Genomic DNA, 21,891 nt, shown 5'->3' on the forward strand with positions numbered 1-21,891 from the left:
CGGCGATCGGGTTCCACGCCCGGACGTCATCGGCCGCGCCCACCGCCGCCGCCGCGAGGAACGCGTCGCCGAACGCGGCGCCGGTGGTGTCGACCGGGACCTCCTGCGCGAGACCGGTGACGTCGCTGACGATCCGCGTCCACAGCCCGCCGCGGGTGCCGCCGCCGACCGCGACCAGCCGCGGTGACGACGGCCCGCCCGCCTCGGCGAAGGCCTCGAGGTTGTGCCGCACGCCGTGGGCGATGCCCTCGAGCACCGCGCGGTAGAGCTCGGCGCGCCCGTGCGCCGTCGTCAGCCCGACGACGACGCCGCGCGCGTCCGGGTCGAAGATCGGAGTCCGCTCGCCCGCGAAGTACGGCAGGAGCAGCAGGCCGCGGCTCCCCGCGGGGACGTCCGCCGCGGCCGCGACCAGCTCGTCGTAGCCGCGTCCCGTGAGGTCGCGCAGCCACGCGGTGATCGCGCCGGAGGTGGCCATCCCGGCCGCCGTGGTGAACGAGCCCGGGGAGATCCCGCGGGTCGACCACAGGTTGCGGTGCCGCGCCGACGTGGCCGTGACCTGCACCAGGAACATCGTCGAGCCGTACATGACCATCGTGTCGCCGGCGTCGCGGACCCCGGCGCTCACCGACTCCGCCCAGGCGTCGACCGTCCCGACGGTGACCGGGGTGCCGGGCTGCAGCCCGGTCGCGGCGGCGGCCTCGTCGGTGACGGTGCCCGCGACCTCGGTCGGCCAGGCGAGGCGTGGCAGCACCAGCCCGGGGGCGACCAGCTCGGCCCAGTCGTGGGCCCAGTCCGCGGCCTCCAGGTCGTACATCGGGTCGCACTGGCTCGCGGAGTGGTGGTCGAGGACGTACTCGCCGGTGAGCCGGTGCACGAGGAACGAGCTCGCCATGAGGAAGAGCCGGGTCGCGTCGTACACCCCCGGCTCGTGGCGGCGCAGCCACCGCCACTTCGGCCCGACGGCCTGGCTCGACAACGGCGTCCCGGCCCGGCGCAGGATCGCGTCGGCCCCGAGCTCCTCGGTCAGCTCGGCGATCTCCGCTCCTGCCCGGGTGTCGACGCCGTAGAGGATGGCCGGGCGCAACGGCCGGCCGTCGGCGTCGGCGGGCAGCAGCACCGGCCCGATCCCGGAGACGCCGACCGCGTCCGGCGGCTCGCGCCCCTCGAGCAGTTCACGGGTGAGCCGCAGGAAGTCGGACCACCAGACGTCCTCGGCGTCGTGCTCGACCCAGCCCGGACGCGGCGTCGACGTCGGGTGCTCGACGTCGGCCCGCGCCACGACGGTGCCGTCGGCCTCGGCCAGCACGCCCTGCGGTGTCGCCGGTACCCGGCGCGCGGAAGCGGTCCGCGCCCGCCTGGAGCTTGTCGTGGAACTCCGACTCGGTGTAGGTCGGCAGGACCGTGGAGACGACGATCCCGTCGCCCGCCCACTCGGCGCGGGCGTCGCGGCGTAGTCGTCCGGGTCGACGTCCGCGAGCGGCGGCCGCCGCGGAGGCGCCGATCCCGGACGAGGCCCCGGTGATCAGGACGACGCGGTCGGTGATGTCCATGCGCGTCGGCTTCCCGCCGGGAGCGGACGGCACGCGGCTCTCAGGGTCACGACGGCGGCCCGGGGCGGACCACGCCCGTCGCGATCGCGCGGCGGGCGACGTCGATGACGTACTCGCCGTAGCGGGACTTGGCCTGGGCGGTGCCGAGGCGCAGGGCGTCCTCGGGGGTGATCCAGCCCTCGCGCAGCGCGAGCTCCTCGAGGCAGGCGATACGCACGCCCTGGCGGTGCTCGAGGACCTGGACGTACTGGCCGGCCTCGATCAGCGACTCGTGGGTGCCGGTGTCCAGCCAGGCGAAGCCGCGGCCCAGGTCGACCAGGCGGGCGTCGCCGCGGTGCATGTAGACCAGGTTGAGGTCGGTGATCTCGAGCTCGCCGCGGGCGGAGGGTTCGAGCTCCTCGGCGATGCGCACGACGTCGTTGTCGTAGAGGTAGAGCCCGGTGATGGCGCGGTTGGAGCGCGGCGCGGGGGGCTTCTCCTCGATGGAGATCAGCCGGCCCGACGCGTCGGCCTCGCCGACGCCGTAGCGCTCGGGGTCGCCGACGGGGTAGCCGAACAGGGTGGCGCCCTTGTCGGACTCGACCTGGGCGACGGCGCGCTGCAGCATCGTCGAGAAGCCCTGGCCGTGGAAGATGTTGTCGCCGAGCACGAGGGCGGCGGTGTCGTCGCCGATGTGCTCGGCGCCGATGAGGAAGGCCTCGGCCAGGCCGCCCGGCTCGGGCTGCTCGGCGTAGGAGAAGTTCACCCCGAGCTCGTGGCCGTCGCCGAGCAGGCGGCGGAAGGCGGGCAGGTCGACCGGGGTGGAGATGATCAGGATGTCCCGGATCCCGGCGATCATGAGCACCGAGATCGGGTAGTAGATCATCGGCTTGTCGTAGACCGGCAGCAGCTGCTTGGACACCGCCCGGGTCACCGGGTGCAACCGGGTCCCGCTACCCCCCGCCAGAACGATCCCCTTCATCGCCCCGACTGTAGACGGGGGCCTTGCGACGGTTCTCCGGGGCGAGCGGTGGGGCCGAGCCCCGGGCCCGTCGCCCGATCGTGTGGTCGTGTCGCGGGCCGATAACGACGACGCCGGCGGCGGCGACATCCCGGGCAGAACGGCCCCCGGCAGCCCCCACGGCGCGGGCTCGCGGCGTCGTTCGATCCCGGCCACACCGTCTCGGGGGAGCCCTGTGTCTGCACACCGTCGCGTTCGCCCGCCCCGCCCCGCCGTCACCGGCGGTGCCGTCCTCGCGGGGGCGGCCCTCCTCGGCCTCGGCGTCGGCCCGACGGTCGGGCACGCGTCGGCGGCGCCGACCAGCCACGTCGAGGCGGCCCCGGAGACGAGCGTCCTCCCGGCGGCGGAGGGCTCCGCGCACGACGCGCTCTGGTACGGCCTGCTCACGACGGCGGCCGTCGCCGGCGCGGCGGGCGCCCAGCTCACCCGGGGGCGCCCCCGCCGCGCGTGAGCCGCGCCCGACGTCGTGGGTCTCCGGGCGGCGCGGACCCGGGGAACCGCGACGTCAGGCGGACCTCACGCGGGGAAGGGCAGCAGCTGCTCGTGGTGGTGCTTCGGGTAGGGCGCCGGGCCCGCCTGCTGGGCCCGGTCGGCCAGGATCGCGGCGTACTGCTCCCGCGGGTCCGTGACGCCGTACTGGGCCCGGGCCTCGGCGGGCTCCCGGACGACCGGACGCACCGGCGGGACGCCCCGCAGCACGGGTTCCAGGATCGGCACGGTCCGCGGGCTCGCGATCCGCAGCGCCCACACCTGCAGCCAGGTGCTGGCGGCGACCGCACGGACGACGGGCCGGGTGAGCGCGATCGCGACGCGGTCGGTCAGGCCGGACTGGTTCGTGGCACCGAGCTTGCGCATCCAGCGCGGGAGCGTCGCGATGACGGCGCGGCGGGCGACCGTGTTGAAGACGAACCGCAACGGCGTGGGCATGCGCTCGGGCAGGACGATCGTGCTCGCGTCGAGCAGGAAGTCCATCATGTCCTGCGCGACCTCCGAGCCGACGAGCCGCGGCCGGTAGGCCGCGAAGTAGGCGCGGATGCCCTCACGGGTGCGCGGGACGTCGGCCGGGTCGATCGTCTGGAACTCGGCGGCCCGCGCGCACTCCTCCCAGTACTGCTCCTCCTCGGCCTCGGTGAGCTTGCCCGGGCCGAAGACCTCGTAGGTGTAGAGGATGGAGTGCCAGGCGGTGAGGTGGATCCACAGCTGGGAGGCCGGGTCGTTGGCGTCGTAGCGCCCGCCGGTGATCGGGTCGTCGCCGACGGCGCGGGAGTGAATCTTCACGAGGGTGTCGGAGGCCCGCAGCACCGACTCGGCGTCGCCGAACTTCACCGTCGCGAAGTACTGCATCGTGCGGTCGTAGCGCAGCTTCGGACGCTGCTTGACCTGCCCGGACTGGTCGACGGACGCGACGAGGTGGGGGTCGAGCTCCTCGATGACGACGGCGCGTAGGAAGCCGAGCACGACCGAGGTCGGATAGCGCCACACGCGCCACGTCACCGACCCGGGACCGAAGAAGCCGTAGTCCTGCTGGCGGCGTGCACCCACCGTCGTCCTCCTCCATCGCTGTACGTGCGACGCAAGGTAACACCAACTACATGTATGGGCTACTACCGGTAAGAGGTACACGCCGTCATCCGGTCGGGGAGATCCCGGAGGAACCTCGGGGGTCGGCCCCGAGGTGGTGCTGTCGGTGCCGCGTGAGGCTGCTGGCATGTGCCTGCCCCCACCGCGGTTGCGTCGCTACGCCCGAGTCCTCGGGCTCGCCCGGCACGAGGCGACGTCGCTCGGCGCCCCCGCGCTCGGGACGGAGCACCTGCTGCTCGGGCTGGTGCGCGAGGGTCGCGAGTCCGGCGCCCGGCTGTTGGCCGGCGTCGACCCGGATCCGCTGCGCGCCCTGCTCCCTCGGGCGCCGTGGTCACCCGCGGCTCCGCCGGCGCTGACCACGCGGGCCGCGATGGCCGTCGGGGCGGCCCAGCGTGAGGCCGACCGGCGCGGTCTCCCCGGGCTGGAGGTCGAGGGCCTGCTCGTGGCGGTGCTGGCGGACCAGCAGTCCGCGGCTGTGGCCGTCCTCGAGCGGCTCGGGATCGACGTCGCTGATCTATGGTCCTGCGCCGTCGTCGAGGTCGGCCGCGACGCGATGCCTCGTCGTTCGGTCGCCGGGTGATCAGCGACCAGGCGGGCGCGAGCCGGCGACCCGGAACACCTGGTAGTCGACGGCCGGGCCCGGCACGAGCCGACCCTCGGCGACGAAGACGGAACGGTTCAGCCAGTCGTACCGACTGTCGCCGGTCTCGAACCGCGGGCCGGTGACGAAGTACTGATCGCCGTACGCGGTGCCGTCACCACCTCCGCTCATGACCGCGACGATGGCCGGGGTGAGCTCGAGGAGTCCGACGTACTGCAGGTAGATCTTCGCGCCGTCATCCGTGGTGATCGTCAGGCGGGCGTCGACCCTTCCGTAACCATCCGGCCCACGCAGGATCCAGTCAGCGCCCGCGCCGGTCATCGTTCCGTTGAGTCGCGGGCCGCGCACGGAGCCGCTGGTGATCGTGGCGATGCGTCGGTGTCCGAGCGGCCCGAGTCCGACGTCGTCCGGCGTCACTTCGGCGTGCATGTCGAGCTCGTGCACGAGTTCAGGCATCGCGTGCCCCCCGTCCGCAATCGGCTTCCCCGGTCGAGCCAAGGTTGCAGGCCCCGGTCACACGGTGGAAGGTCGGGTCACGCATCGGATGTGCCTGGGCGGGGCGCAGCGACCCCTGGCGCGCTCTCGGCGCGCCGAGGGTCAACGGTAGTTCGTGAACTGCAGCGCGATCCCGAAGTCGTGGCCCTTGAGCAGGGAGATGACGTCCTGCAGGTCGTCCTTCTTCTTGCCGGTCACGCGCAGCTGGTCGTCCTGGATCTGCGCCTGCACGCCCTTCGGGCCCTCGTCGCGGATGAGCTTGGAGATCTCCTTGCCCTTCTCCTTCGAGATGCCCTGCACGAGCGAGCCGGTGACCCGGTAGGTCTTGCCGGACACCGCGGGCTCGCCGATCTCGAAAGCCTTGAGGGAGATCCCCCGCTTGATCAGCTTCTCCTTGAAGACGTCGATGGCCGCGGTGCAGCGCTCCTCGGTCTCGGCGGCGACCGTGATCGCCTCCTCGCCGGCCCACGTCACCGAGGCGCCGGTGCCGCGGAAGTCGAAGCGCTGCGTGAGCTCCTTGGCGGCCTGGTTGAGGGCGTTGTCGACCTCCTGACGGTCGACCTTCGAGACGACGTCGAACGACGGGTTGGCCACGGTCTCCTCCTCGGCTGGCGTGGGACGGCGGGGTCCGCCGCGTCCCGGTCTACACCCACCCCCGGGTGCTCATGTTCCGGACGTCGGCTTGTAGTCTCTTCGTCGCCGTCCGGCGAGGCGGCACCCCGGCGGGTTGCCCGAGCGGCCAATGGGAGCGGACTGTAAATCCGTCGCGAAAGCTACCCAGGTTCGAATCCTGGACCCGCCACCACAACGGCCCGTCGTCCCCGTGACGGCGGGCCGTCGTCGTTCCCGAGGCATCCGCACCCGTTCAGGCCCGGCGGTCGACCGTCCGGCGCAGCACGCGCCCACAAATCGTGTCCATCCGGGTGGAAGTGGGTCCGGAGGTGCCGATCCGGGGCGTAACCTGGGTGATGGTCGGTCGTGCCCCCCGCGACCGAACCGGCCCCGGGGACGCACCCCCCCAGCATCCCCGGGGCCTCCGAACCTCCTCGTCACACCGCGTCGTGGCCCATCTCGCCCGTGCGCACCCGCAGGACGAGATCCACGTGGTGGACCCAGAGCTGCCCGTCCCCGCCCTCGAGGTTGGCGACCAGCTGGTCGAGGAGCCGCTCGACGATCTCGTCATCCACGACGGTCTCGATCCGCAGCCGCGGGGCGAGACCGACCTCGACGTGGGCGCCCTTGTGGATCTCGACGTGGCCCCCCTCGCACGTCCCGACCTCGGTGATCGTCATCCCGAGCACCGCATGCCGCTCGAGTGCCCGGCGCACCGCGTCGAGCGCGTGCGGGCGCACGAGCGCCGTCACGATCTTCACCCCGGCCCCCCTCGGGTCCTGGTCGGGCGGCCGGGAGCCGCCCCTGGCGATCTCACGCTAGGCCCTGCCGTCCCGCACCGCTGCGACGGCTGCGAGGCTGCCGGGTGTGCCCGACAGCGTCCTCGTCCTCGGCGGTCGCAGCGAGATCGGCGTGGCCCTCGCGCGGCGCCTGGTCGCCGACGGACGCGCATCCACCGTCGTGCTGGCCGCCCGTCGCGCTGATGACCTGGCCGACGAGGCCCGGACGATCACCGACGCCGGGCCGGCGCACGTCGCCACCGTGGAGTTCGACGCCGACGACCTCGCCTCCCACGCCGCGGTGCTCGACGCGGTGGAGCGCGAGCACGGGGCCCCGGACACCGTCGTCGTCGCGTTCGGCGTCCTCGGCGACCAGCAGCGGGCGGAGACCGACGCCGAGCACGCGCTCGCCGTCGTGCACACCGACTTCACCGCCCAGGTCGGCGTCCTCACGCGCGTCGCGGCGCGGATGCGGGCACGGGGATGCGGGGAGATCGTCGTGTTCTCGTCGGTCGCCGGGTGGCGGGTGCGGCGTGCCAACTACGTGTACGGCAGCGCGAAGGCCGGCCTCGACGGGTTCGCCTCGGGGCTGGCCGACGCGCTGCGCGGCTCGGGGGTGCACCTCACGCTGGTGCGGCCAGGCTTCGTGATCGGGCGGATGACCGCAGACAGCGGCCTGTCCCCGGCGCCGCTGTCCTCGACGCCGGGCCAGGTGGCGGACACGGTCGCCGCCGGCCTGGCCCGTCGTCGGGACGTCGTCTGGGTGCCGGCGCCGCTGCGGGTGCTCGCCGTCGTCATGCGGCTGCTGCCCGCGGCCGTGTGGCGGCGGATGCCCCGGTAGGAGCGCAGATGATCAACGGCGCGTTGCTGGCGTCAGATGCCAGCAACGTGCCGTTGCTGCCACGGAGGCGGCGGCGCGGCGCCTACGACCGGTGCGCGATCTCCTCCGACGCGCCGGGCGCGAGCCGGAAGCCGGTGACCGGGACGTCGCCGAGGGCCTCGTCGATCGCGGTCAGTGTGTCGGGCGTCAGCTCGATGCCCGCCGCCTTCGCGTTGGCGTGCACCTGCTCCGGGCGCGATGCCCCGACGATCGCCGACGCGAGCTCCGGGCGGCGCAGCACCCACGCGAGCGCCATCTCGGCCATCGACAGGCCCGCGCCGTCGGCGATCGGGCGCAGCCGCTGCACCGCCTCGAGCGTGGCGTCGGTGAGCTTCTGCTTGATGAACCCGTTCATCTCGTCGCTCGCGGCGCGGGAGTCGACGGGCACCGGCTCGCCGGGCAGGTACTTGCCCGTGAGCACGCCCTCGGCCAGCGGCGACCAGACGACGTGGGAGATGTCGTGCTCGCGGGTCACGTCGAACACCTCGCCCTCGGGCACCCGCCACAGCATCGAGTACTGCGGCTGGGAGGAGACGAACGTGACATCCGACGGCGCAGCCGCCAGCCCCGCCCGGATCTGGTCCGGGCTCCACTCGCTGAACCCGAGGTAGCGGGCCTTCCCGGCGCGCACCACCTCGGCCAGCGCTTCCATGGTGTCCTCGATCGGCGTCCGCGAGTCGAACCGGTGGCACTGGTAGAGGTCGACGTGGTCGGTGCGCAGGCGCGCCAGCGAGGCGTCAATCTGCTTGGCGATCTGGGCGGGGGAGAGACCGCGGTCGGTCTCCGACATCGGGAAGTAGACCTTCGTCGCGAGGACGTACTCCTCACGCGGGTAGTCGGCGAGGATCTCGCCCCACGCGGTCTCGGCGGCGCCGCGGCCGTAGACGTTGGCGGTGTCGAAGAAGGTGATGCCCGCGTCGAACGCCGCGCGGGTGCACGCGGCGGTGGCGTCGGCCTCCACCCCGCCGGAGTAGGTGAGCCAGGAGCCGAGGGAGATCTCGGACACCTGGAGGTCGCTGGAACCGAGCTGGCGGAAACGCACGACACGACTGTACGAAGGCGGCCGTGCCCTCCGCTGAGTGGTGACGAGAGGTTGCCACCGGACGGACATCCGTCGCCGTTCGTCTCAGCTCAGCGACCCTTCGTCGCTGTGTCATGAAACATGGGTGTGAACTCGTCTCGTCCGGATTGGCGGGCACCCACCTGTCCGACAGGATGGGGAGGCCGTGGCGGACGGCGTTCGTCCACCGGTTCCTCTTCACTCGTCTGGAGGCACTCACGTCGTGACCCTGCTCACTGCACCCCTGCGCCCGCTCGCTGACGTCCTCGATCTGACCGCCGAGGCGGTCGTCGCCGTCGGTACCGTCTCGCTCGGAGCGCTGAGCCTCGTGCTCGCCACCGACGATCGCACCGACTACCCGCCGCTGCACTCCGTCGAGCGTCACCGCACCGCTCCGTGAGCTGAGCACCTCGGGCGAAGGCCCGTCCGGACCACGGTCCGGGCGGGCCTTCGTCGTCCGTGAAGGTGGGTCAGCCGCGACGCTGCTCGCGCAGCAGCCCGCTGATCGTGCGCAGCTCGTCGCGGATCTCCGTGAGCAGGTCCGGGATCTCGTGGCTGCGCTCCCAGTGCGGCGTCACGTCGATACCGAGCTCGCCCAGCTCGCGGCCGTAGAGCTCGGCGAGCAGCGTCCGGTAGGGCTCCTCGGGCACGGTGCCGTTCTCCCACCGGGAGAGCTGGGTCTTCAGGCTCGCCGCCGAGGCCACCTCGACGCGGCCGGCGTTCGCCAGCTCGCGCAACCGGGCCACGGCGGCGGTCTGTGACCATCCCTTGTCGCGGCGCGCCTCGCGCAGGGAAACCACGGAGCGGAGCCTAGACGACCGTGTGACGGCGCCCGGGCGGGCCGGGCCTACCCCTCGCGGCCGCGGGTCCGGGTGGCCGGCTTGGGCGCGGGCCGGCCACGTCGGCCGGTGGCGCGGGGCGGCGCGGTCGCGGGCTCGTCCGGGCTTCCCGACGACGGGTGCTCCGGCGCCGGTCTCTCGACCTGCTCGCGACCGCCCTCGGCCGCGTGCGCGGCCGGAAGCGGGCGCCGGACGGCGCGGCGGGGACGGCGGGACCGGCGCCGGTCGGGCTCGATCTCCGCCGGCGGGTCGTGCCGGTCGAGGAAGGCGCAGAGGGCGGGCCAGAGACGGTCGCGGGACGCCCGCCCGCAGACGACCCCGAGGTGCCCGCCGGGCGCGGTCATGAGGGAGGTCTCGGCGCCGGAGAGCGTCGTCGCCCCGGCCCGCACCGTGCGGGGCGGGACGACGACGTCGTCCTCCCCCGCCACCAGGAGGACCGGCCGCTCGAGGTTCGCCAGGTCGATCCGCCGACCATCCACGGCGACCCGCCCGCGCTCGAGCTCGCCCGGCGCGACCATCGCGTGGAACGTCGCGCCGACCAGCTCGGCCTGGCCGCCGACGAGCGCGCGCAGGTCGTCGATCGCCTCGAGCTGGGCGAGGAAGTCCCGGTCGGCGAGGTGGCAGGCGACCGTGAGCGGCGTGGTCAGGAAGGCGCCCACCGAGCCGACGGAGAGGAACTCCGGGATCGGCGGCACCGTGGGCACCAGGCCGAGCAGGGTCTGCACGGTGGCGAGCACCGGACCGCCGGCCGAGATCGCGAGCGGTCGCGAGGGCACGTGCTCGGGGACCGACTCGAGCGTGAACGGCGTCGCGAGCGCGGTGAGGGAGGCGATCGGCAGGGTGGGGTCATCGGCGGCCGCGAGCACCGACGCGAGTCCCCCGACCGACCAGCCCACGACGTGCACCGGGGCGCCGTCGTGGTGGGCGGAGACGAGCCGGATGACGTGCGGGAGGATGTCGTCCACCCAGCGCGCGAGATCCGCGGGGGAGCCGGGCAGGGGCGCGTCGTGGCCGATGACGTCCTCGTCGTCGACCTGGTGGACGTGCCTGCCCTCCCCGACGAGGTGCTCGACCAGGCTGCAGCCGCGGCGCAGGTCGAAGGCCACCCCGCACGCGCCCAGCGGCGACACCAGCAGCACGGGCGCCCCGCGCAGCCGCGCCGTCGGGTGCACCGCGTACCGGTAGGTGCTCACCTGCCCGGCCCGGGCCAGCCCGTGGGCGCGCCCGACCGACCACGCGTCCGGGTCGGTCGGCCCGGTGTCGATCGCCACGCGGGGCATGCGGCGCAGGTCCGCGATCGGCCCCTCGAGCACCCGGTCCCGGACGTTGGTCAGCGCCCGCGCGAGCGTCCCCGGACTGATCACGTGGACCCCCTACCCGGTGCCGGCCGTCGGGACGCGCGTGATCGTGCCATCCGGCGTGCCGGCCCGCCGGGTCGCTCGGCTTCAGGCCTGGCGCACGACCCCCGCGGTGCGCAGCTTCTCGACGCGGTCCGCGTCGAGGCCCCACTCGGCGAGCGCCTCGACGGTGTGCTGGCCCGGGGCGGCGGGCGGGGTCGGCGGGGCGCTCGGGGTGCGGTCGAAGCGTGGCGCGGGGGCGGGCTGGCGCACCCCGAACGCCTCGGTGATCGTGCCGCGTGCGGCGATGTGGGGGTGCTCGGCGGCCTCCTCCATCTCCAGTACCGCGGCCACGCAGGCCTCGGTCGGCTCGAGGTCGGCCGCCCACTCGTCACGGGTCCGCGTGGCGAACACCTCGCCGAGGCGCGCGGTGAACTCCGGCCACCGCTCCAGATTCCACTGGCCGGAGGCGATGTCCTCGTCCTCCAGGCCCAGGCCGGACATCAGCGCGGCGTAGAACTGGGGCTCGATGGCCCCCACGGCCACGTACTTCCCGTCGGAGCACCGGTAGGTCTCGTAGAACGGGGCGCCGCCGTCGAGGAGGTTGTGCCCCCGCGGGTTCGGCCACAGGCCCTGCCCGCGCATCCCGAAGATCATGGCCATCTGCAGCGCCCCGCCGTCGACGATCGCGGCGTCCACGGTCTGGCCCTTCCCCGAGATCCCCCGCTCGACGAGCGCGGCGAGGACCCCGACGACGAGCAGCATCCCGCCGCCGCCGAAGTCCCCGACGAGGTTGATGGGGATGCCCGGTGCGCCGTCGGGGCCCTCGACATGCCCGACGACGCCGGCCGTGGCCAGGTAGGTGAGGTCGTGCCCCGCGCTCTGGGCCTTCGGCCCGTCCTGGCCCCAGCCGGTCATCCGCCCGAACACCAGGCGCGGGTTGCGCTCGTGGCAGACCTCCGGGCCGAACCCGAGCCGCTCCGCGACTCCGGGCCGGAAGCCCTCGAGGAGCACGTCGGCCCCGGCCACGAGGTCGAGCAGGACCTCGACGCCCTCGGCCGACTTGAGGTCCAGGGCGACCGACCGCCGGCCCCGGGCCAGGACGTCCTTGGTCGGGTCGCCGAGCTGCAGTCCGCCGCCGGAGGTGCGGTCGATCCGCAGGACGTCGGCGCCGAGGTCGGCGAGCACCATCGCCGCGAACGGGGCCGGCCCGATACCGGCCACCTCGACCACCTTGACGCGGTCCAGCACGCCCATGCGTTCTTCTCCTCATTCGATAGTGCACGCCAGAAACGAAACGAACGGCCCGTTCGTGCACATAGAAGCCACGAACGGGCCGTTCGCTCCAGCGAGGTGGGGCGGACTCAGAGCGAGTCGCGCAGGTTCTGCCCCTTCTCGGCCTTCGCCACCAGCGACGCCGGCGGTGCGAAGCGGTCGCCGTAGGCCTTGGCCAGGATGCGGGCCCGCTCGACGAAGCCGGGCAGGCCGCCCGGGTAGCCGTCGATGTACTGGGCCACGCCACCGGTCCAGGCCGGGAAGCCGATGCCCATGATCGAGCCGATGTTGGCGTCGGCGATGGTGTGCAGCACGCCCTCGTCGAAGCACTTCACGGTCTCGAGGGCCTCGGCGAAGAGCATCCGCTCCTGCATGTCCTCGAACGGCAGGTCGCCCTTCGCGGCGCCGAACTCGGTCGCGAGGCCCGACCACAGCCCGGTCCGCTTGCCCTCGGCGTCGTAGTCGTAGAACCCGGCGCCCGAGGAACGGCCCTTGCGGCCGAGTTCGACCATGCGGTCCACGATCGCGTCCGACGGGTGCCCGACCCAGGTGCCGCCCGCGGCCTCGACGCCCTTGCGGGTCTCCTCGCGGATGTGCTGCGGCAGCGTCAGGGTCAGCTCGTCCATCAGCTGCAGCGGCGGCGCGGGGTAGCCCGCCTGCGAGCCGGCCTGCTCGATCGACGACGGCGCGGCCCCCTCGCCGAGCATCGCGACGGCCTCGTTGATGAACGTGCCGATGACCCGGCTGGTGAAGAACCCGCGGGAGTCGGAGACGACGATCGGGGTCTTCTTGATCTGCAGCGCGATGTCGACGGCCTTGGCCAGCGTGGCGTCGGACGTCTTCTCGCCGGTGATGATCTCCAGCAGCGGCATCTTGTCGACCGGCGAGAAGAAGTGCAGGCCGACGAAGTCCTCGGGCCGGTCCACGCCGGTCGCGAGGTCGGTGATGGGCAGCGTCGAGGTGTTCGAGCCCAGCACCGCGTCGGGCGCGAGGTGGGGCATGATCTCGGCGAAGACCTGCTTCTTGAGGTCGGGGCTCTCGAAGACGGCCTCGATGACGAGGTCGGCGCCCGCGGCGTCCTCGGGCTTCTCGGTCGGGGTGATCCGGGCGAGGACCTCGTCGGCCTTCTCCTGGGTCGACTTCCCGCGCGAGACGGCCTTGTCGAGGATCTTCTTCGAGTAGTCCTTGCCCTTCTCGGCGTTGGCCAGGGCGACGTCCTTGAGGACGACCTCGATACCCGCCATCGCGCACGAGTAGGCGATGCCCGCGCCCATCATCCCGGCGCCGAGCACGACGACCTTGTGGGCGGTGTGCCTGTCGTAGCCGTTCGGGCGCGAGCCGCCCTTGTTGATCGACTGCAGGTCGAAGAAGAACGCATTGATCATGTTCGTCGAGACCTGCCCGACGACGAGGTCGGCGAAGTAGCGCGACTCGATCTTGCCGGCGTTGTCGATGTCGACCTGCGACCCCTCGACCGCGGCGCACATGATGTTGTACGGCGCCGGCATCGGGGCGTTCTTGAGCTGCTTGCGCAGGTTGGCCGGGAAGGCCGGGAGGTTCTGCGCGAACTTCGGCACCGACGGTGTCCCGCCCGGGATCTTGTACCCCTTCTCGTCCCAGGGCTGGACGGCCTCGGGGTTGGCCCGGATCCACTCCTTGGCCTTCGAGATCAGCTCCTCGGGGGTGTCGACGACCTCGTCGACGAGCTTGGCCTCGAGCGCCGCGCGCGGGTTGCGCTGCTGGCCCTGGAGCAGGACCTGCATGAGGGCGTCGGCGATGCCGAGCAGGCGCACCGTGCGCACGACCCCGCCGCCGCCGGGCAGCAGGCCGAGGGTGACCTCGGGCAGCCCGATCTTCGAGCCCTTGGCGTCGAGGGCGATGCGGCGGTGGGTGGCCAGCGCGATCTCGAGACCGCCGCCGAGCGCGGCGCCGTTGATCGCGGAGACCACCGGCTTGCCGAAGGTCTCGAGCCGGCGCAGCGCGGCCTTGATCGCCTGCGACTGGTCGAAGACCCGCTGCGCCTCGGAGGCGCCGTAGTTGCGCAGGTCCTCGAGGTTGCCGCCGGCGAAGAAGGTCTTCTTCGCCGAGGTCAGGACGACCCCGGTGATCGAGTCCTTCTCGGACTCGAGCCGGTCGAGGGTGGCCGAGATGTCCCGCCCGAACCGCTCGTTCATGGTGTTGGCCGAGGCGTCCGGGTCGTCCATCGTCAGCGTGACGATGCCGTCGCCGTCGGCCTCCCACCGGAACATGTTGTCGCTCACTGCTCTTCGTGCTCCTTCGCTACGGACGAGTGGTGGGAGGTCGGGTCACACGCGTTCGATGATGGTGGCGACGCCCATGCCGCCGCCGATGCACAGCGTGACGATGGCGCGGCGCAAGTCGCGGCGCTCCAGCTCGTCGACCATCGTTCCCATGATCATCGCGCCGGTCGCCCCGAGCGGGTGGCCCAGCGCGATGGCGCCGCCCATGACGTTGGTGCGCTCGTGCGGGAAGCCCAGATCGCGCATGAGCTTCATCGGCACGGCGGCGAACGCCTCGTTGATCTCGAGCAGGTCGATGTCGTCGACGGTCATCCCGGCCTTGGCGAGCACCTTCTGGCAGGCGGGCGTCGGACCGGTGAGCATGATCGTCGGGTCGGCGCCGGAGACCGCGGTGGCGACGATGCGGGCTCGCGGGGTGAGGCCGTTGGTCTTGCCGGCGGTCTCGCTGCCGATCAGCACCAGCGCGGCGCCGTCGACGATGCCCGAGGAGTTGCCACCGTGGTGGACGTGGTCGATCTTCTCGATCCAGTGGTACTTCTGCAGCGCCACGGCGTCGAAGCCGCCCATCTCGCCGACGCCGGCGAACGAGGGCTTGAGGCCTCCGAGGCCCTCCATCGTCGTCTCGCGCATGTGCTCGTCGCGGTCGAGGATCGTCAGCCCGTTGCGGTCCTTGACCGGGACGATCGAGCGGTCGAAGGCGCCGTCGGCCCAGGACTTCGCGGCGCGGGTCTGCGACTCGAGGGCGTAGGCGTCGACGTCCTCGCGCGAGAAGCCCTCGATGGTGGCGATGAGGTCCGCGCCGATGCCCTGCGGCGCGAAGCCGGTCTTGAAGTTGGTCTCCGGGTCCATGGCCCACGGCCCGCCGTCGGAGGCCATCGGGACGCGCGACATCGACTCGACGCCGCCCGCGATGATCATGTCCTCCCAGCCGGAGGCGACCCGCTGCCCGGCCTGGTTGACCGCTTCGAGACCGGAAGCGCAGAAGCGGTTGAGCTGCACGCCGCCGGTGGTGTCGGGCATCCCGGCCGCGATCGCGGCGGTCTTGGCGATGTCGCCGCCCTGGTCGCCGATCGGCGACACGCAGCCGAGCACCACGTCCTCGACCTGGGCCGGGTCGAGCTCCGGGTTGCGCGTGCGCAGCTCGTCCAGCAGCCCGACGACGAGCGACACGGGCTTCACCTCGTGCAGCGACCCGGTCGCCTTGCCGCGTCCGCGCGGCGTGCGGATGGCGTCGTAGATGTATGCCTCGGTCACGGGCGGGAGTCCCTTCGGTACGGCTCGAGCGGGGCGGGCCGCCCTGCGCTCCTGACAGTCATGATGGACTGTTTGTGGCGCCTGTCAACGGTCGGCCCGAGGTCCGGCCGGTGACGTTACCGGCGAGTAGGCAGGGCTGGACGGGGTGGGTCCCGCAGGTGGGCCGGGACGTCGCGGGCGCGGCTCGCGGGACGGTCAGCGTTGACCGTCAGGTGTCGGGTCGGTGACCATTCCCCCGCCGCGCGTCTGTCGCGGGGGACCGATGAGGGGAGGGACGACGCATGAGCGCAGACGGGGCCGGCGGCACGGAACCGCTGCTCGAGGAGGCACCCGGGCGTCCCTCGGCCCGGCCGGCCGGCCGGCGCTCCACCGGCCCGCGACGGTCCCGGGAGCAGCGGACCTCCGACAGCCGCCAGCGCATCCTCGACGCCGCCGTCGCCTGCCTCGTGGAGTCCGGCTACGCCGGCACGACGACGCTGACGATCCAGGCCCGCGCTGGGGTCTCGCGGGGCCGGCTGCTGCACCACTTCCCCTCGAAGGAGACGCTGCTCGTGGCCGCGGCGCAGCACCTCGCCGCGACCCGGTTCGCCTCCGATGGCCTGGCCGGCGCCGAGCTGCCCGCCGTCGAGGAGGACCCGGAGGGGCGGATCGACCGGATCGTCGAGGAGATGTGGTCGACGTTCCGCCAGCCCTACTTCTGGGCCTCGGTGGAACTGTGGACCGCGGCCCGCACCGACCCGGCACTCGCGGCGGCCCTGCTGCCCGCCGAGCGACGCCTGGGCGCGGCCATCCGGCAGACGCTGGACGCCGTGTTCGAGCACTACCTCTCGTGCGAGAACTACCCGACGGTCCGCGAGATGCTCTTGACCGGCATGCGCGGCGTCGCGCTGACCTACGGGTTCGATCCACGCGACCACGCCACCGACCCGCACGTGGCGCAGTGGAAGCAGATGACGAAGGCGCTGCTGCTCCGGGACTGAGGCCGGTTCAGCGCAGGGCGCGGGCGTACGCCTCCGGAGTGCGCCCGAGCGCCGCACGGAAGTCGCGGACCAGGTGGGCCTGGTCGGCGTAGCCCAGCGCGCTCGCGACGTCGGACCACACCACGCGCTCACCCTCCCGGACGGCCTCGGCGGCCTCGAGCAGGCGGTAGCGGCGCAGCACCCAGGTGGGCGACACCCCGGCGTGCCGGGCGAAGAGGCGCTGCAGGACGCGGGGGGTGACGCCGGCCCGGGCGGCGAGGTCGTCGAGACGGCGCACCCCGCGGTCGGTCTCGGCGATCCGCGCGACCGCCGCGACCTCGCGGGCCTGCTCGACCCGGGCCGGGTCGGCCGTGGCGACCACCTCCTCGAGGGCCCGGGCGAGGACGGCGACGCGGGCCGACTCGCGCGCGGCGTCGTCGGGTCCGGTGCCGGTGCCGGTGCCGGCTCTGCCGCCCGCCGTCGTGACCGCGGCGACGAGGGACCCGCCGTCGAGACCCGGGACGACGTCGGCGTCGACCACCTGCCCGACGAGCGACGAGACTGGTTCCTCGACGAAGGCGCCGAAGCCGCCGACGGTGGTCATCGCCGCGACCGTCCAGCCCCGTCCCGCGAGCTCGCGGTCCACGAGCTCGATCGCCACGCCGTTCACCCGCGCCTCGGGGTCGGTGCGCGCGGAGCGGGCGTCCGGGGTGCCGACGGACACGTTGACCGACGGGTGGGTCAGGACCTCCTGACGGTGCGACGTCCCCGCCGGCAGGTCCCAGCGCACCGCCCAGAACCGGTCGACCAGCCCGACCAGCGGCGGCGTCGGCGGGTGGCGCGTGAAGGCGACCCGCTGCCGCAGCAGCCAGGGGTCGAGGATCCCCCGGCTGTCCCTCTCCACGGGGTCGGGCCCGGACACGTCGCCCAGGGTAGGACCGTGGAGGAGTCGCGGATGTTCAATCCCGCGGGGGGCGCGCTCGGGCACGCTGCTCGGCATGAACGGAGCACCGACCGTCGCGGACACCCGCGCCCACCTGCACACCGTCCTCACCGACCTGGCCGGCGTCGTCGACAGGCTCGACGACGCGGCCCGTGACCGGCCCACCCCGTGCACCGACTTCGACGTCGCGACGCTGCTCGAGCACGTCGTCGGGTGGCTGGACACCTTCAGCACCGGCTACGCCGACCCGGAGGGGCGCGCCCCGCGCACGGACCTGTCGGGCTACCGGGCCCCGGACGACGCGGCCGCCGCGATCCGGGCGTCCGCGGCGCGGCTCGACGACGCGCTCGCCGCCGGCGCCGCGAACCGCCCGCTCGTGCTCGGCGAGGCGGCGATGCCCGGGGAGATGGCCCTCTCGATGATCCTGTGGGAGTACCAGGTCCACGGCTGGGATCTCGCGGTCGCGACGGGGCAACCCTGGGCGCCGCCGACCGAGGGGCTCGAGGCCTCGCTGGTGTTCGCGCCGATGATGCTCACCGAGGACTACCAGGGGGAGGGCAAGCCGTTCGCGCCGCGGGTCGCGGTCGCCGACGACGCCCCGCCGCTCGAGCGGCTCGTCGCCCTCTCCGGCCGCGATCCCCGGTGGGGCTGATCGGAGCGAGGGTTGAGCGAAGGGCACCCCCGGTCGGACTAGATCGACCGAAGGTGCCCTTCGCTCAGAACCACCCGGGGCCGGGGATTCCGGCGAGGGGCGCCCCCGGTCGGATAGATCGACCGAAGGTGCCCTTCGCTCAGAACCACCCGGGGGCGGGGATTCCGACGAGGGGCGCCCCCGGTCGGATAGATCGACCGAACGTGCCCTTCGCTCAGAATCACGGGCCCGCCGCAACCGGTCAGGGCTGACCGCTCAGCTGAGGACGACCCGCCCGATGATCTCCTTCATGATCTCGGTGGTGCCGCCGTAGATGGTCTGCACGCGGTTGTCCAGGAACGCCTTGGCCACCGGGTACTCGCGCATGTAGCCGTAGCCGCCGTGCAGCTGGAGGCACCGGTCGATGACCTCCTTGGCGGTCTCGGTCGCCCAGTACTTCGCCATCGAGGCGTCCGCGGGGCCGAGCTTCTTGGCATTGAGCTCGGTGATGCAGCGGTCGACGAACTCGCGGGTGACCGCGAGCTTCGTCTTCAGCTCCGCGACCGTGAACCGGGTGTTCTGCAGCGAGGCGATCGGCCGGCCGAAGGCCTTGCGCTCCTTGACGTAGGTGATGGTGTCGTCGAGGACCTTCTCGGCGCCCGCCGTCGCGCCGATCGCGATCGACATCCGCTCGCGGGGCAGGTTCTGCATCAGGTGGATGAACCCCTGGCCCTCCTGGCCGATCAGGTTCGAGGCCGGCACACGGCAGTCGGTGAACGACAGCTCGGCGGTGTCCTGGGCGGCCATGCCGATCTTGTCGAGGTGGCGGCCGCGCTCGAAGCCCGGTGTGTCCCGCTCCACCGCGATCAGCGAGAAGCCGTGCGACCCGGCGTCGGGATCGGTCTTGCACACCACGATCACGAGGTCGCTCATGATCCCGTTGGTGATGAAGGTCTTGGCGCCGTTGATGACCCAGTCGTCGCCGTCCCGCACGGCCTTGGTCTGGATGCCCTGCAGGTCGGAGCCGGTGCCGGGCTCGGTCAAGGCGATCGCCGTGATCATCTCGCCCGAGCAGAAGCGGGGGAGCCAGCGCTCCTTCTGCTCCTCGGTGGTGAGCTCGGTGAGGTACGGCGTGACGACGTCGTTCGAGAGCGGGAAGCCCAGCCCGGAGAACCCGCTGCGCGAGATCTCCTCGGTGAGGATCCACATGAAGCGCAGGTCGTCGACCCCGCCGCCGCCGAAGCGCTCCTCGACGTCGAGCCCCAGGAGACCGGTCTTGCCCGCGGAGAGCCAGACGTCGCGGCTGACGTGCCCCTGCTTCTCCCACTCGTCGTGGTACGGCGCGACCTCCTTCTCCAGGAAGTCCCGCACCATCTCCCGGAAAGCGTGGTGTTCGTCGTCGAAGATCGTGCGCTCCACCCGGGGCTCCTCCCGTCCGGACGTCCTACTGCCCGGTAAGCGTCCCTGGCGATGCGGTAACGGTCAACCCTGACTCTTCCGTGGCCTCCGTCGCTCCCGCTACGGTGCCGCCGCGCCGTGTGTCCGCGGTCACCGATGCCCGAATCCGACTGATCTGGAGCTGCCGTGGCCCCGTTCCGGCTGACCGACATCGTCCGCGACCACGCCCGCGACCGCGGCGACCACACGGCGCTCACCGCGGGCGACCACTCGCTGACGTACGCCGGTCTCGAGGAGCGGTCCGCGCGGATCGCGACGGGGCTGGTGGCGCTGGGCGTCGGCGAGGGTGGCCGGGTGGTGTGGGTCGGCAAGAACGCCGTCGAGTTCTTCGAGCTGCTCTTCGCCGCGGCGTCCGTTCGCGCCGGGGTCGCCCCGCTCAACTTCCGGCTCACCCCCGACGAGCTGATCGACCTCGCCGACGACGCCGAGGCCGGCCTCGTCGTCCTCGGCCCGGACTTCGCCGGGCTGCGGGAGAAGCTCGACCACGGTGGCCGGCGGGTGCTCGTGGTCGGCGAGGACTACGAGGGCTGGGTCGACGGCCTGACCGAGCGCACCGAGCCGGGGGGCGACGCCGACGACGAGGGCACCGTCCTGCAGCTCTACACCTCGGGCACCACCGGGCGGGCCAAGGGCGTGCTGCTCTCGCACCGCAACTTCGGGGGGCTGCTCTCGGTCGGCGGGCACTGGAGCTTCGACGACGAGTCCGTGGGCCTGGTGGCGATGCCGCTGTTCCACATCGGCGGGTCCGGGTTCGCGCTCGTGTGCCTATCCTTCGGCGCGCGGGTCGTGCTCGTCGCCGACATCGTCCCGCCGCAGCTGCTCGACACCATGGAGTCCGAGGGCATCACCAACGCCTTCCTCGTACCCGCCGTGCTGCAGTTCCTCTGCCAGGTGCCCGGTGCGGCGCAGCGCGACTGGTCGAAGCTGCGCGCCGTCGCCTACGGTGCCTCGCCGATCACCGGGGCCGTGCTCAACAAGGTCCTCGAGACCTTCCGCGCCCCGCTCTTCCAGGTCTACGGCTCGACGGAGACGACGGGCGCGATCACCCAGCTCGACCCCGACGACCACGACCCCGACGGCCCCCGCGCCCACCTCATGCGCTCGGCGGGCCGGGCCTACCCGTGGGTGGAGCTCACGATCGTCGACCCGGCGAACGACACGGAGCTCCCCGCGGACGAGGTCGGCGAGATCTGGATCCGCTCCTCGCAGGTGACCTCGGGCTACTGGCAGCGCCCCGAGGAGACCGAGAAGTCGATCACCTCTGACGGCTGGTTCCGCACCGGTGACGGCGGCTACCTCGACGGGGAGGGCTACTTGTTCCTCACCGACCGGATCAAGGACATGATCGTCACCGGCGCGGAGAACGTGTACCCCATCGAGGTCGAGAACGTGGTCGCGCAGCACCCGTCGGTCGCCGACGTCGCGGTGATCGGCGTGCCCGACGTCACGTGGGGCGAGGCCGTCAAGGCGATCGTCGTCGCCGAGGAAGGGGCGACGATCGACCCGGACGAGCTCCTGGAGTGGACCAAGGAGCGGATCGCCGGCTTCAAGCGGCCCCGCTCGGTCGACGTCGTGGACGAGCTGCCCCGCAACGCGTCGGGGAAGATCCTCAAGAAGGACCTCCGCGCGCGGTACGCGGAGTCCGACCAGGGCTAGGAGCTCGGCCCGGCTCGGCGGGCCGTCAGCGGGCGGGCGCCGTCACGACGGCGGTGGCGAGGTCGGCGACGTGCGCGGCGACCCGCTCCGGCGGGTGCAGGGGCAGCACGATGTGGCTGATGGTCAGCCGGGTGACGGTCTCCGCGACCGGGGCGAGCACGCGCGGGTCGACGTCGGGGTGGTGGCCGCCGAGGGTGGCCACCAGCCGGTCGCGCGCCCGGGTGATGACGGGCCCGCCGTCGCTGGTGAGCAGCGGGAGGAACTCGTCGCTGCTGGTGCCCGTGAGCACCGCGGTGAGCAGCGGCTCGGTGGCGGCCGCGTCCAGCGCGTAGCGGACGGCGGCCTCCCACTGGCCGCGCAGTGACTCCTCCGCGGCGACGGCGCGGTCGATGCCGTCGAGGAAGCGGTCGAGCAGCCGCAGGACGAGCGCCTCGGCGAGGCCGTGCTTGTCGCCGAACGCGTTGTAGACCGTCTGGCGGCTCACGCCCGCACGGGTCGCGACGGCGCGCACCTGCAGCCCGTCCCACCCGTGCGCGACGACCTCCTCCGCCGCGACGTCGAGCACCGTGTCGCGCATCAGGTCACGCGCGGCGTCCCGCATCCGCTTCACCACCACCCCAGCTTAGGCACCGGCGTCATCGCTGTCTCCTTGTTGGACAAGAGCGGCTCTCGTGTTTGACATATTAGCCTCAAGTGTCCATGCTCGGTGTTGCCACCGTC

22 protein-coding genes and 1 tRNA gene are annotated in these 21,891 nt (G+C 72.8%); 8 read left to right on the top strand and 15 right to left on the bottom strand.

What is annotated here, in order from left to right:
• Positions 1-1,306, bottom strand: a 1,306-nt coding sequence (locus VGH76_RS13950) for an FGGY-family carbohydrate kinase (RefSeq protein WP_331557287.1), incomplete at its 3' end; no start/stop codon positions are given.
• A gap of 290 nt (positions 1,307-1,596) precedes the next feature.
• A complete protein-coding gene (rfbA, locus tag VGH76_RS13955; RefSeq protein ID WP_331557288.1) occupies positions 1,597-2,511 on the bottom strand; it encodes a glucose-1-phosphate thymidylyltransferase RfbA in 915 nt (304 codons plus the stop codon).
• A 214-nt stretch (positions 2,512-2,725) separates the two neighbouring features.
• Here rfbA and VGH76_RS13960 point away from each other — a divergent pair, with 214 nt between their 5' ends.
• The gene (locus tag VGH76_RS13960; RefSeq protein WP_331557289.1) at positions 2,726-3,001 is read left to right on the top strand and encodes a hypothetical protein; all 276 of its coding nucleotides are present in this window, start codon (positions 2,726-2,728) and stop codon (positions 2,999-3,001) included.
• A 65-nt stretch (positions 3,002-3,066) separates the two neighbouring features.
• Here VGH76_RS13960 and VGH76_RS13965 read toward each other — a convergent pair whose 3' ends face one another.
• Complete coding sequence (locus VGH76_RS13965; RefSeq protein ID WP_331557290.1) at positions 3,067-4,092, bottom strand: oxygenase MpaB family protein; 1,026 nt, start codon at positions 4,090-4,092, stop codon at positions 3,067-3,069.
• 166 nt (positions 4,093-4,258) lie between these two features.
• On the opposite strand from VGH76_RS13965, the gene VGH76_RS13970 reads away from it, so the two are divergent.
• Positions 4,259-4,711: a Clp protease N-terminal domain-containing protein gene (locus tag VGH76_RS13970; RefSeq protein WP_331557291.1), complete on the top strand. Its 453-nt coding sequence runs from the start codon at positions 4,259-4,261 to the stop codon at positions 4,709-4,711.
• Here the strand turns inward: VGH76_RS13970 and VGH76_RS13975 are convergent, their stop codons facing one another.
• Positions 4,712-5,188, bottom strand: coding sequence for a DUF3237 domain-containing protein (locus tag VGH76_RS13975; protein ID WP_331557292.1), 477 nt, complete (start codon positions 5,186-5,188; stop codon positions 4,712-4,714). It abuts the gene before it with no gap.
• Between the two features lie 141 nt (positions 5,189-5,329).
• Positions 5,330-5,821, bottom strand: coding sequence for a YajQ family cyclic di-GMP-binding protein (locus tag VGH76_RS13980; protein ID WP_331557293.1), 492 nt, complete (start codon positions 5,819-5,821; stop codon positions 5,330-5,332).
• A gap of 127 nt (positions 5,822-5,948) precedes the next feature.
• Here VGH76_RS13980 and VGH76_RS13985 point away from each other — a divergent pair.
• Positions 5,949-6,032: transfer RNA gene (locus tag VGH76_RS13985), tRNA-Tyr, on the top strand.
• Between the two features lie 244 nt (positions 6,033-6,276).
• Here VGH76_RS13985 and VGH76_RS13990 read toward each other — a convergent pair.
• Positions 6,277-6,600 (bottom strand): P-II family nitrogen regulator, encoded by a 324-nt coding sequence (locus tag VGH76_RS13990; protein ID WP_331557294.1) that lies wholly within the window; start codon positions 6,598-6,600, stop codon positions 6,277-6,279.
• Between the two features lie 106 nt (positions 6,601-6,706).
• Between VGH76_RS13990 and VGH76_RS13995 the strand changes: the two genes are divergently transcribed.
• Positions 6,707-7,459 (top strand): SDR family NAD(P)-dependent oxidoreductase, encoded by a 753-nt coding sequence (locus VGH76_RS13995; protein WP_331557295.1) that lies wholly within the window; start codon positions 6,707-6,709, stop codon positions 7,457-7,459.
• Between the two features lie 82 nt (positions 7,460-7,541).
• Here the strand turns inward: VGH76_RS13995 and VGH76_RS14000 are convergent, their stop codons facing one another.
• Entirely contained in the window at positions 7,542-8,540 is a 999-nt protein-coding gene (locus VGH76_RS14000; RefSeq protein ID WP_331557296.1) for an aldo/keto reductase family protein, read from the bottom strand.
• Between the two features lie 241 nt (positions 8,541-8,781).
• On the opposite strand from VGH76_RS14000, the gene VGH76_RS14005 reads away from it, so the two are divergent.
• Positions 8,782-8,958, top strand: coding sequence for a hypothetical protein (locus VGH76_RS14005; RefSeq protein ID WP_331557297.1), 177 nt, complete (start codon positions 8,782-8,784; stop codon positions 8,956-8,958).
• 70 nt (positions 8,959-9,028) lie between these two features.
• On the opposite strand, the gene VGH76_RS14010 is transcribed toward VGH76_RS14005, so the two are convergent.
• The 5 genes from VGH76_RS14010 to VGH76_RS14030 form a co-directional block, all read right to left on the bottom strand.
• Positions 9,029-9,358 carry a hypothetical protein gene (locus VGH76_RS14010; protein ID WP_331557298.1) on the bottom strand — a complete coding sequence of 110 codons (330 nt, stop codon included), beginning with the start codon at positions 9,356-9,358 and terminating at the stop codon, positions 9,029-9,031.
• A gap of 47 nt (positions 9,359-9,405) precedes the next feature.
• On the bottom strand, positions 9,406-10,761 hold the full coding sequence (locus VGH76_RS14015) for an alpha/beta hydrolase (RefSeq protein ID WP_331557299.1): 1,356 nt from the start codon (positions 10,759-10,761) through the stop codon (positions 9,406-9,408).
• 81 nt (positions 10,762-10,842) lie between these two features.
• The gene (locus VGH76_RS14020) at positions 10,843-11,991 is read right to left on the bottom strand and encodes a CaiB/BaiF CoA-transferase family protein (protein WP_331557300.1); all 1,149 of its coding nucleotides are present in this window, start codon (positions 11,989-11,991) and stop codon (positions 10,843-10,845) included.
• Positions 11,992-12,098: 107 nt separating this feature from the next.
• Positions 12,099-14,258: a 3-hydroxyacyl-CoA dehydrogenase NAD-binding domain-containing protein gene (locus VGH76_RS14025; protein WP_331557325.1), complete on the bottom strand. Its 2,160-nt coding sequence runs from the start codon at positions 14,256-14,258 to the stop codon at positions 12,099-12,101.
• Positions 14,259-14,315: 57 nt separating this feature from the next.
• Positions 14,316-15,524: an acetyl-CoA C-acetyltransferase gene (locus VGH76_RS14030; protein ID WP_331557301.1), complete on the bottom strand. Its 1,209-nt coding sequence runs from the start codon at positions 15,522-15,524 to the stop codon at positions 14,316-14,318.
• 281 nt (positions 15,525-15,805) lie between these two features.
• Between VGH76_RS14030 and VGH76_RS14035 the strand changes: the two genes are divergently transcribed.
• Entirely contained in the window at positions 15,806-16,504 is a 699-nt protein-coding gene (locus VGH76_RS14035; RefSeq protein ID WP_331557302.1) for a TetR/AcrR family transcriptional regulator, read from the top strand.
• Between the two features lie 7 nt (positions 16,505-16,511).
• Here the strand turns inward: VGH76_RS14035 and VGH76_RS14040 are convergent, their stop codons facing one another.
• Complete coding sequence (locus tag VGH76_RS14040) at positions 16,512-17,405, bottom strand: AraC family transcriptional regulator (protein WP_331557303.1); 894 nt, start codon at positions 17,403-17,405, stop codon at positions 16,512-16,514.
• Positions 17,406-17,481: 76 nt separating this feature from the next.
• On the opposite strand from VGH76_RS14040, the gene VGH76_RS14045 reads away from it, so the two are divergent.
• The gene (locus tag VGH76_RS14045; protein ID WP_331557304.1) at positions 17,482-18,078 is read left to right on the top strand and encodes a TIGR03086 family metal-binding protein; all 597 of its coding nucleotides are present in this window, start codon (positions 17,482-17,484) and stop codon (positions 18,076-18,078) included.
• 255 nt (positions 18,079-18,333) lie between these two features.
• Here the strand turns inward: VGH76_RS14045 and VGH76_RS14050 are convergent, their stop codons facing one another.
• Complete coding sequence (locus VGH76_RS14050) at positions 18,334-19,476, bottom strand: acyl-CoA dehydrogenase family protein (RefSeq protein ID WP_331557305.1); 1,143 nt, start codon at positions 19,474-19,476, stop codon at positions 18,334-18,336.
• A 165-nt stretch (positions 19,477-19,641) separates the two neighbouring features.
• Here VGH76_RS14050 and VGH76_RS14055 point away from each other — a divergent pair, with 165 nt between their 5' ends.
• Positions 19,642-21,171 carry a long-chain-fatty-acid--CoA ligase gene (locus tag VGH76_RS14055; RefSeq protein WP_331557306.1) on the top strand — a complete coding sequence of 510 codons (1,530 nt, stop codon included), beginning with the start codon at positions 19,642-19,644 and terminating at the stop codon, positions 21,169-21,171.
• A 25-nt stretch (positions 21,172-21,196) separates the two neighbouring features.
• Here the strand turns inward: VGH76_RS14055 and VGH76_RS14060 are convergent, their stop codons facing one another.
• Positions 21,197-21,772 (bottom strand): TetR/AcrR family transcriptional regulator, encoded by a 576-nt coding sequence (locus VGH76_RS14060; protein ID WP_331557307.1) that lies wholly within the window; start codon positions 21,770-21,772, stop codon positions 21,197-21,199.
• Between the last annotated feature and the right edge of the window lie 119 nt (positions 21,773-21,891).

It is taken from the genome of Actinomycetospora sp., assembly GCF_036497585.1.
Classification (GTDB): Bacteria; Actinomycetota; Actinomycetes; order Mycobacteriales; family Pseudonocardiaceae; genus Actinomycetospora.

Coding starts and splice junctions, on each gene's coding strand:
- rfbA (WP_331557288.1), bottom strand. CDS start 2,511: ATGAAGGGGATCGTTCTGGCGGGGGGTAGCGGGACCCGGTTGCACCCG.
- VGH76_RS13970 (WP_331557291.1), top strand. CDS start 4,259: ATGTGCCTGCCCCCACCGCGGTTGCGTCGCTACGCCCGAGTCCTCGGG.
- VGH76_RS13975 (WP_331557292.1), bottom strand. CDS start 5,188: ATGCCTGAACTCGTGCACGAGCTCGACATGCACGCCGAAGTGACGCCG.
- VGH76_RS14020 (WP_331557300.1), bottom strand. CDS start 11,991: ATGGGCGTGCTGGACCGCGTCAAGGTGGTCGAGGTGGCCGGTATCGGG.
- VGH76_RS14025 (WP_331557325.1), bottom strand. CDS start 14,258: ATGTTCCGGTGGGAGGCCGACGGCGACGGCATCGTCACGCTGACGATG.
- VGH76_RS14035 (WP_331557302.1), top strand. CDS start 15,806: ATGAGCGCAGACGGGGCCGGCGGCACGGAACCGCTGCTCGAGGAGGCA.
- VGH76_RS14045 (WP_331557304.1), top strand. CDS start 17,482: ATGAACGGAGCACCGACCGTCGCGGACACCCGCGCCCACCTGCACACC.
- VGH76_RS14060 (WP_331557307.1), bottom strand. CDS start 21,772: ATGCGGGACGCCGCGCGTGACCTGATGCGCGACACGGTGCTCGACGTC.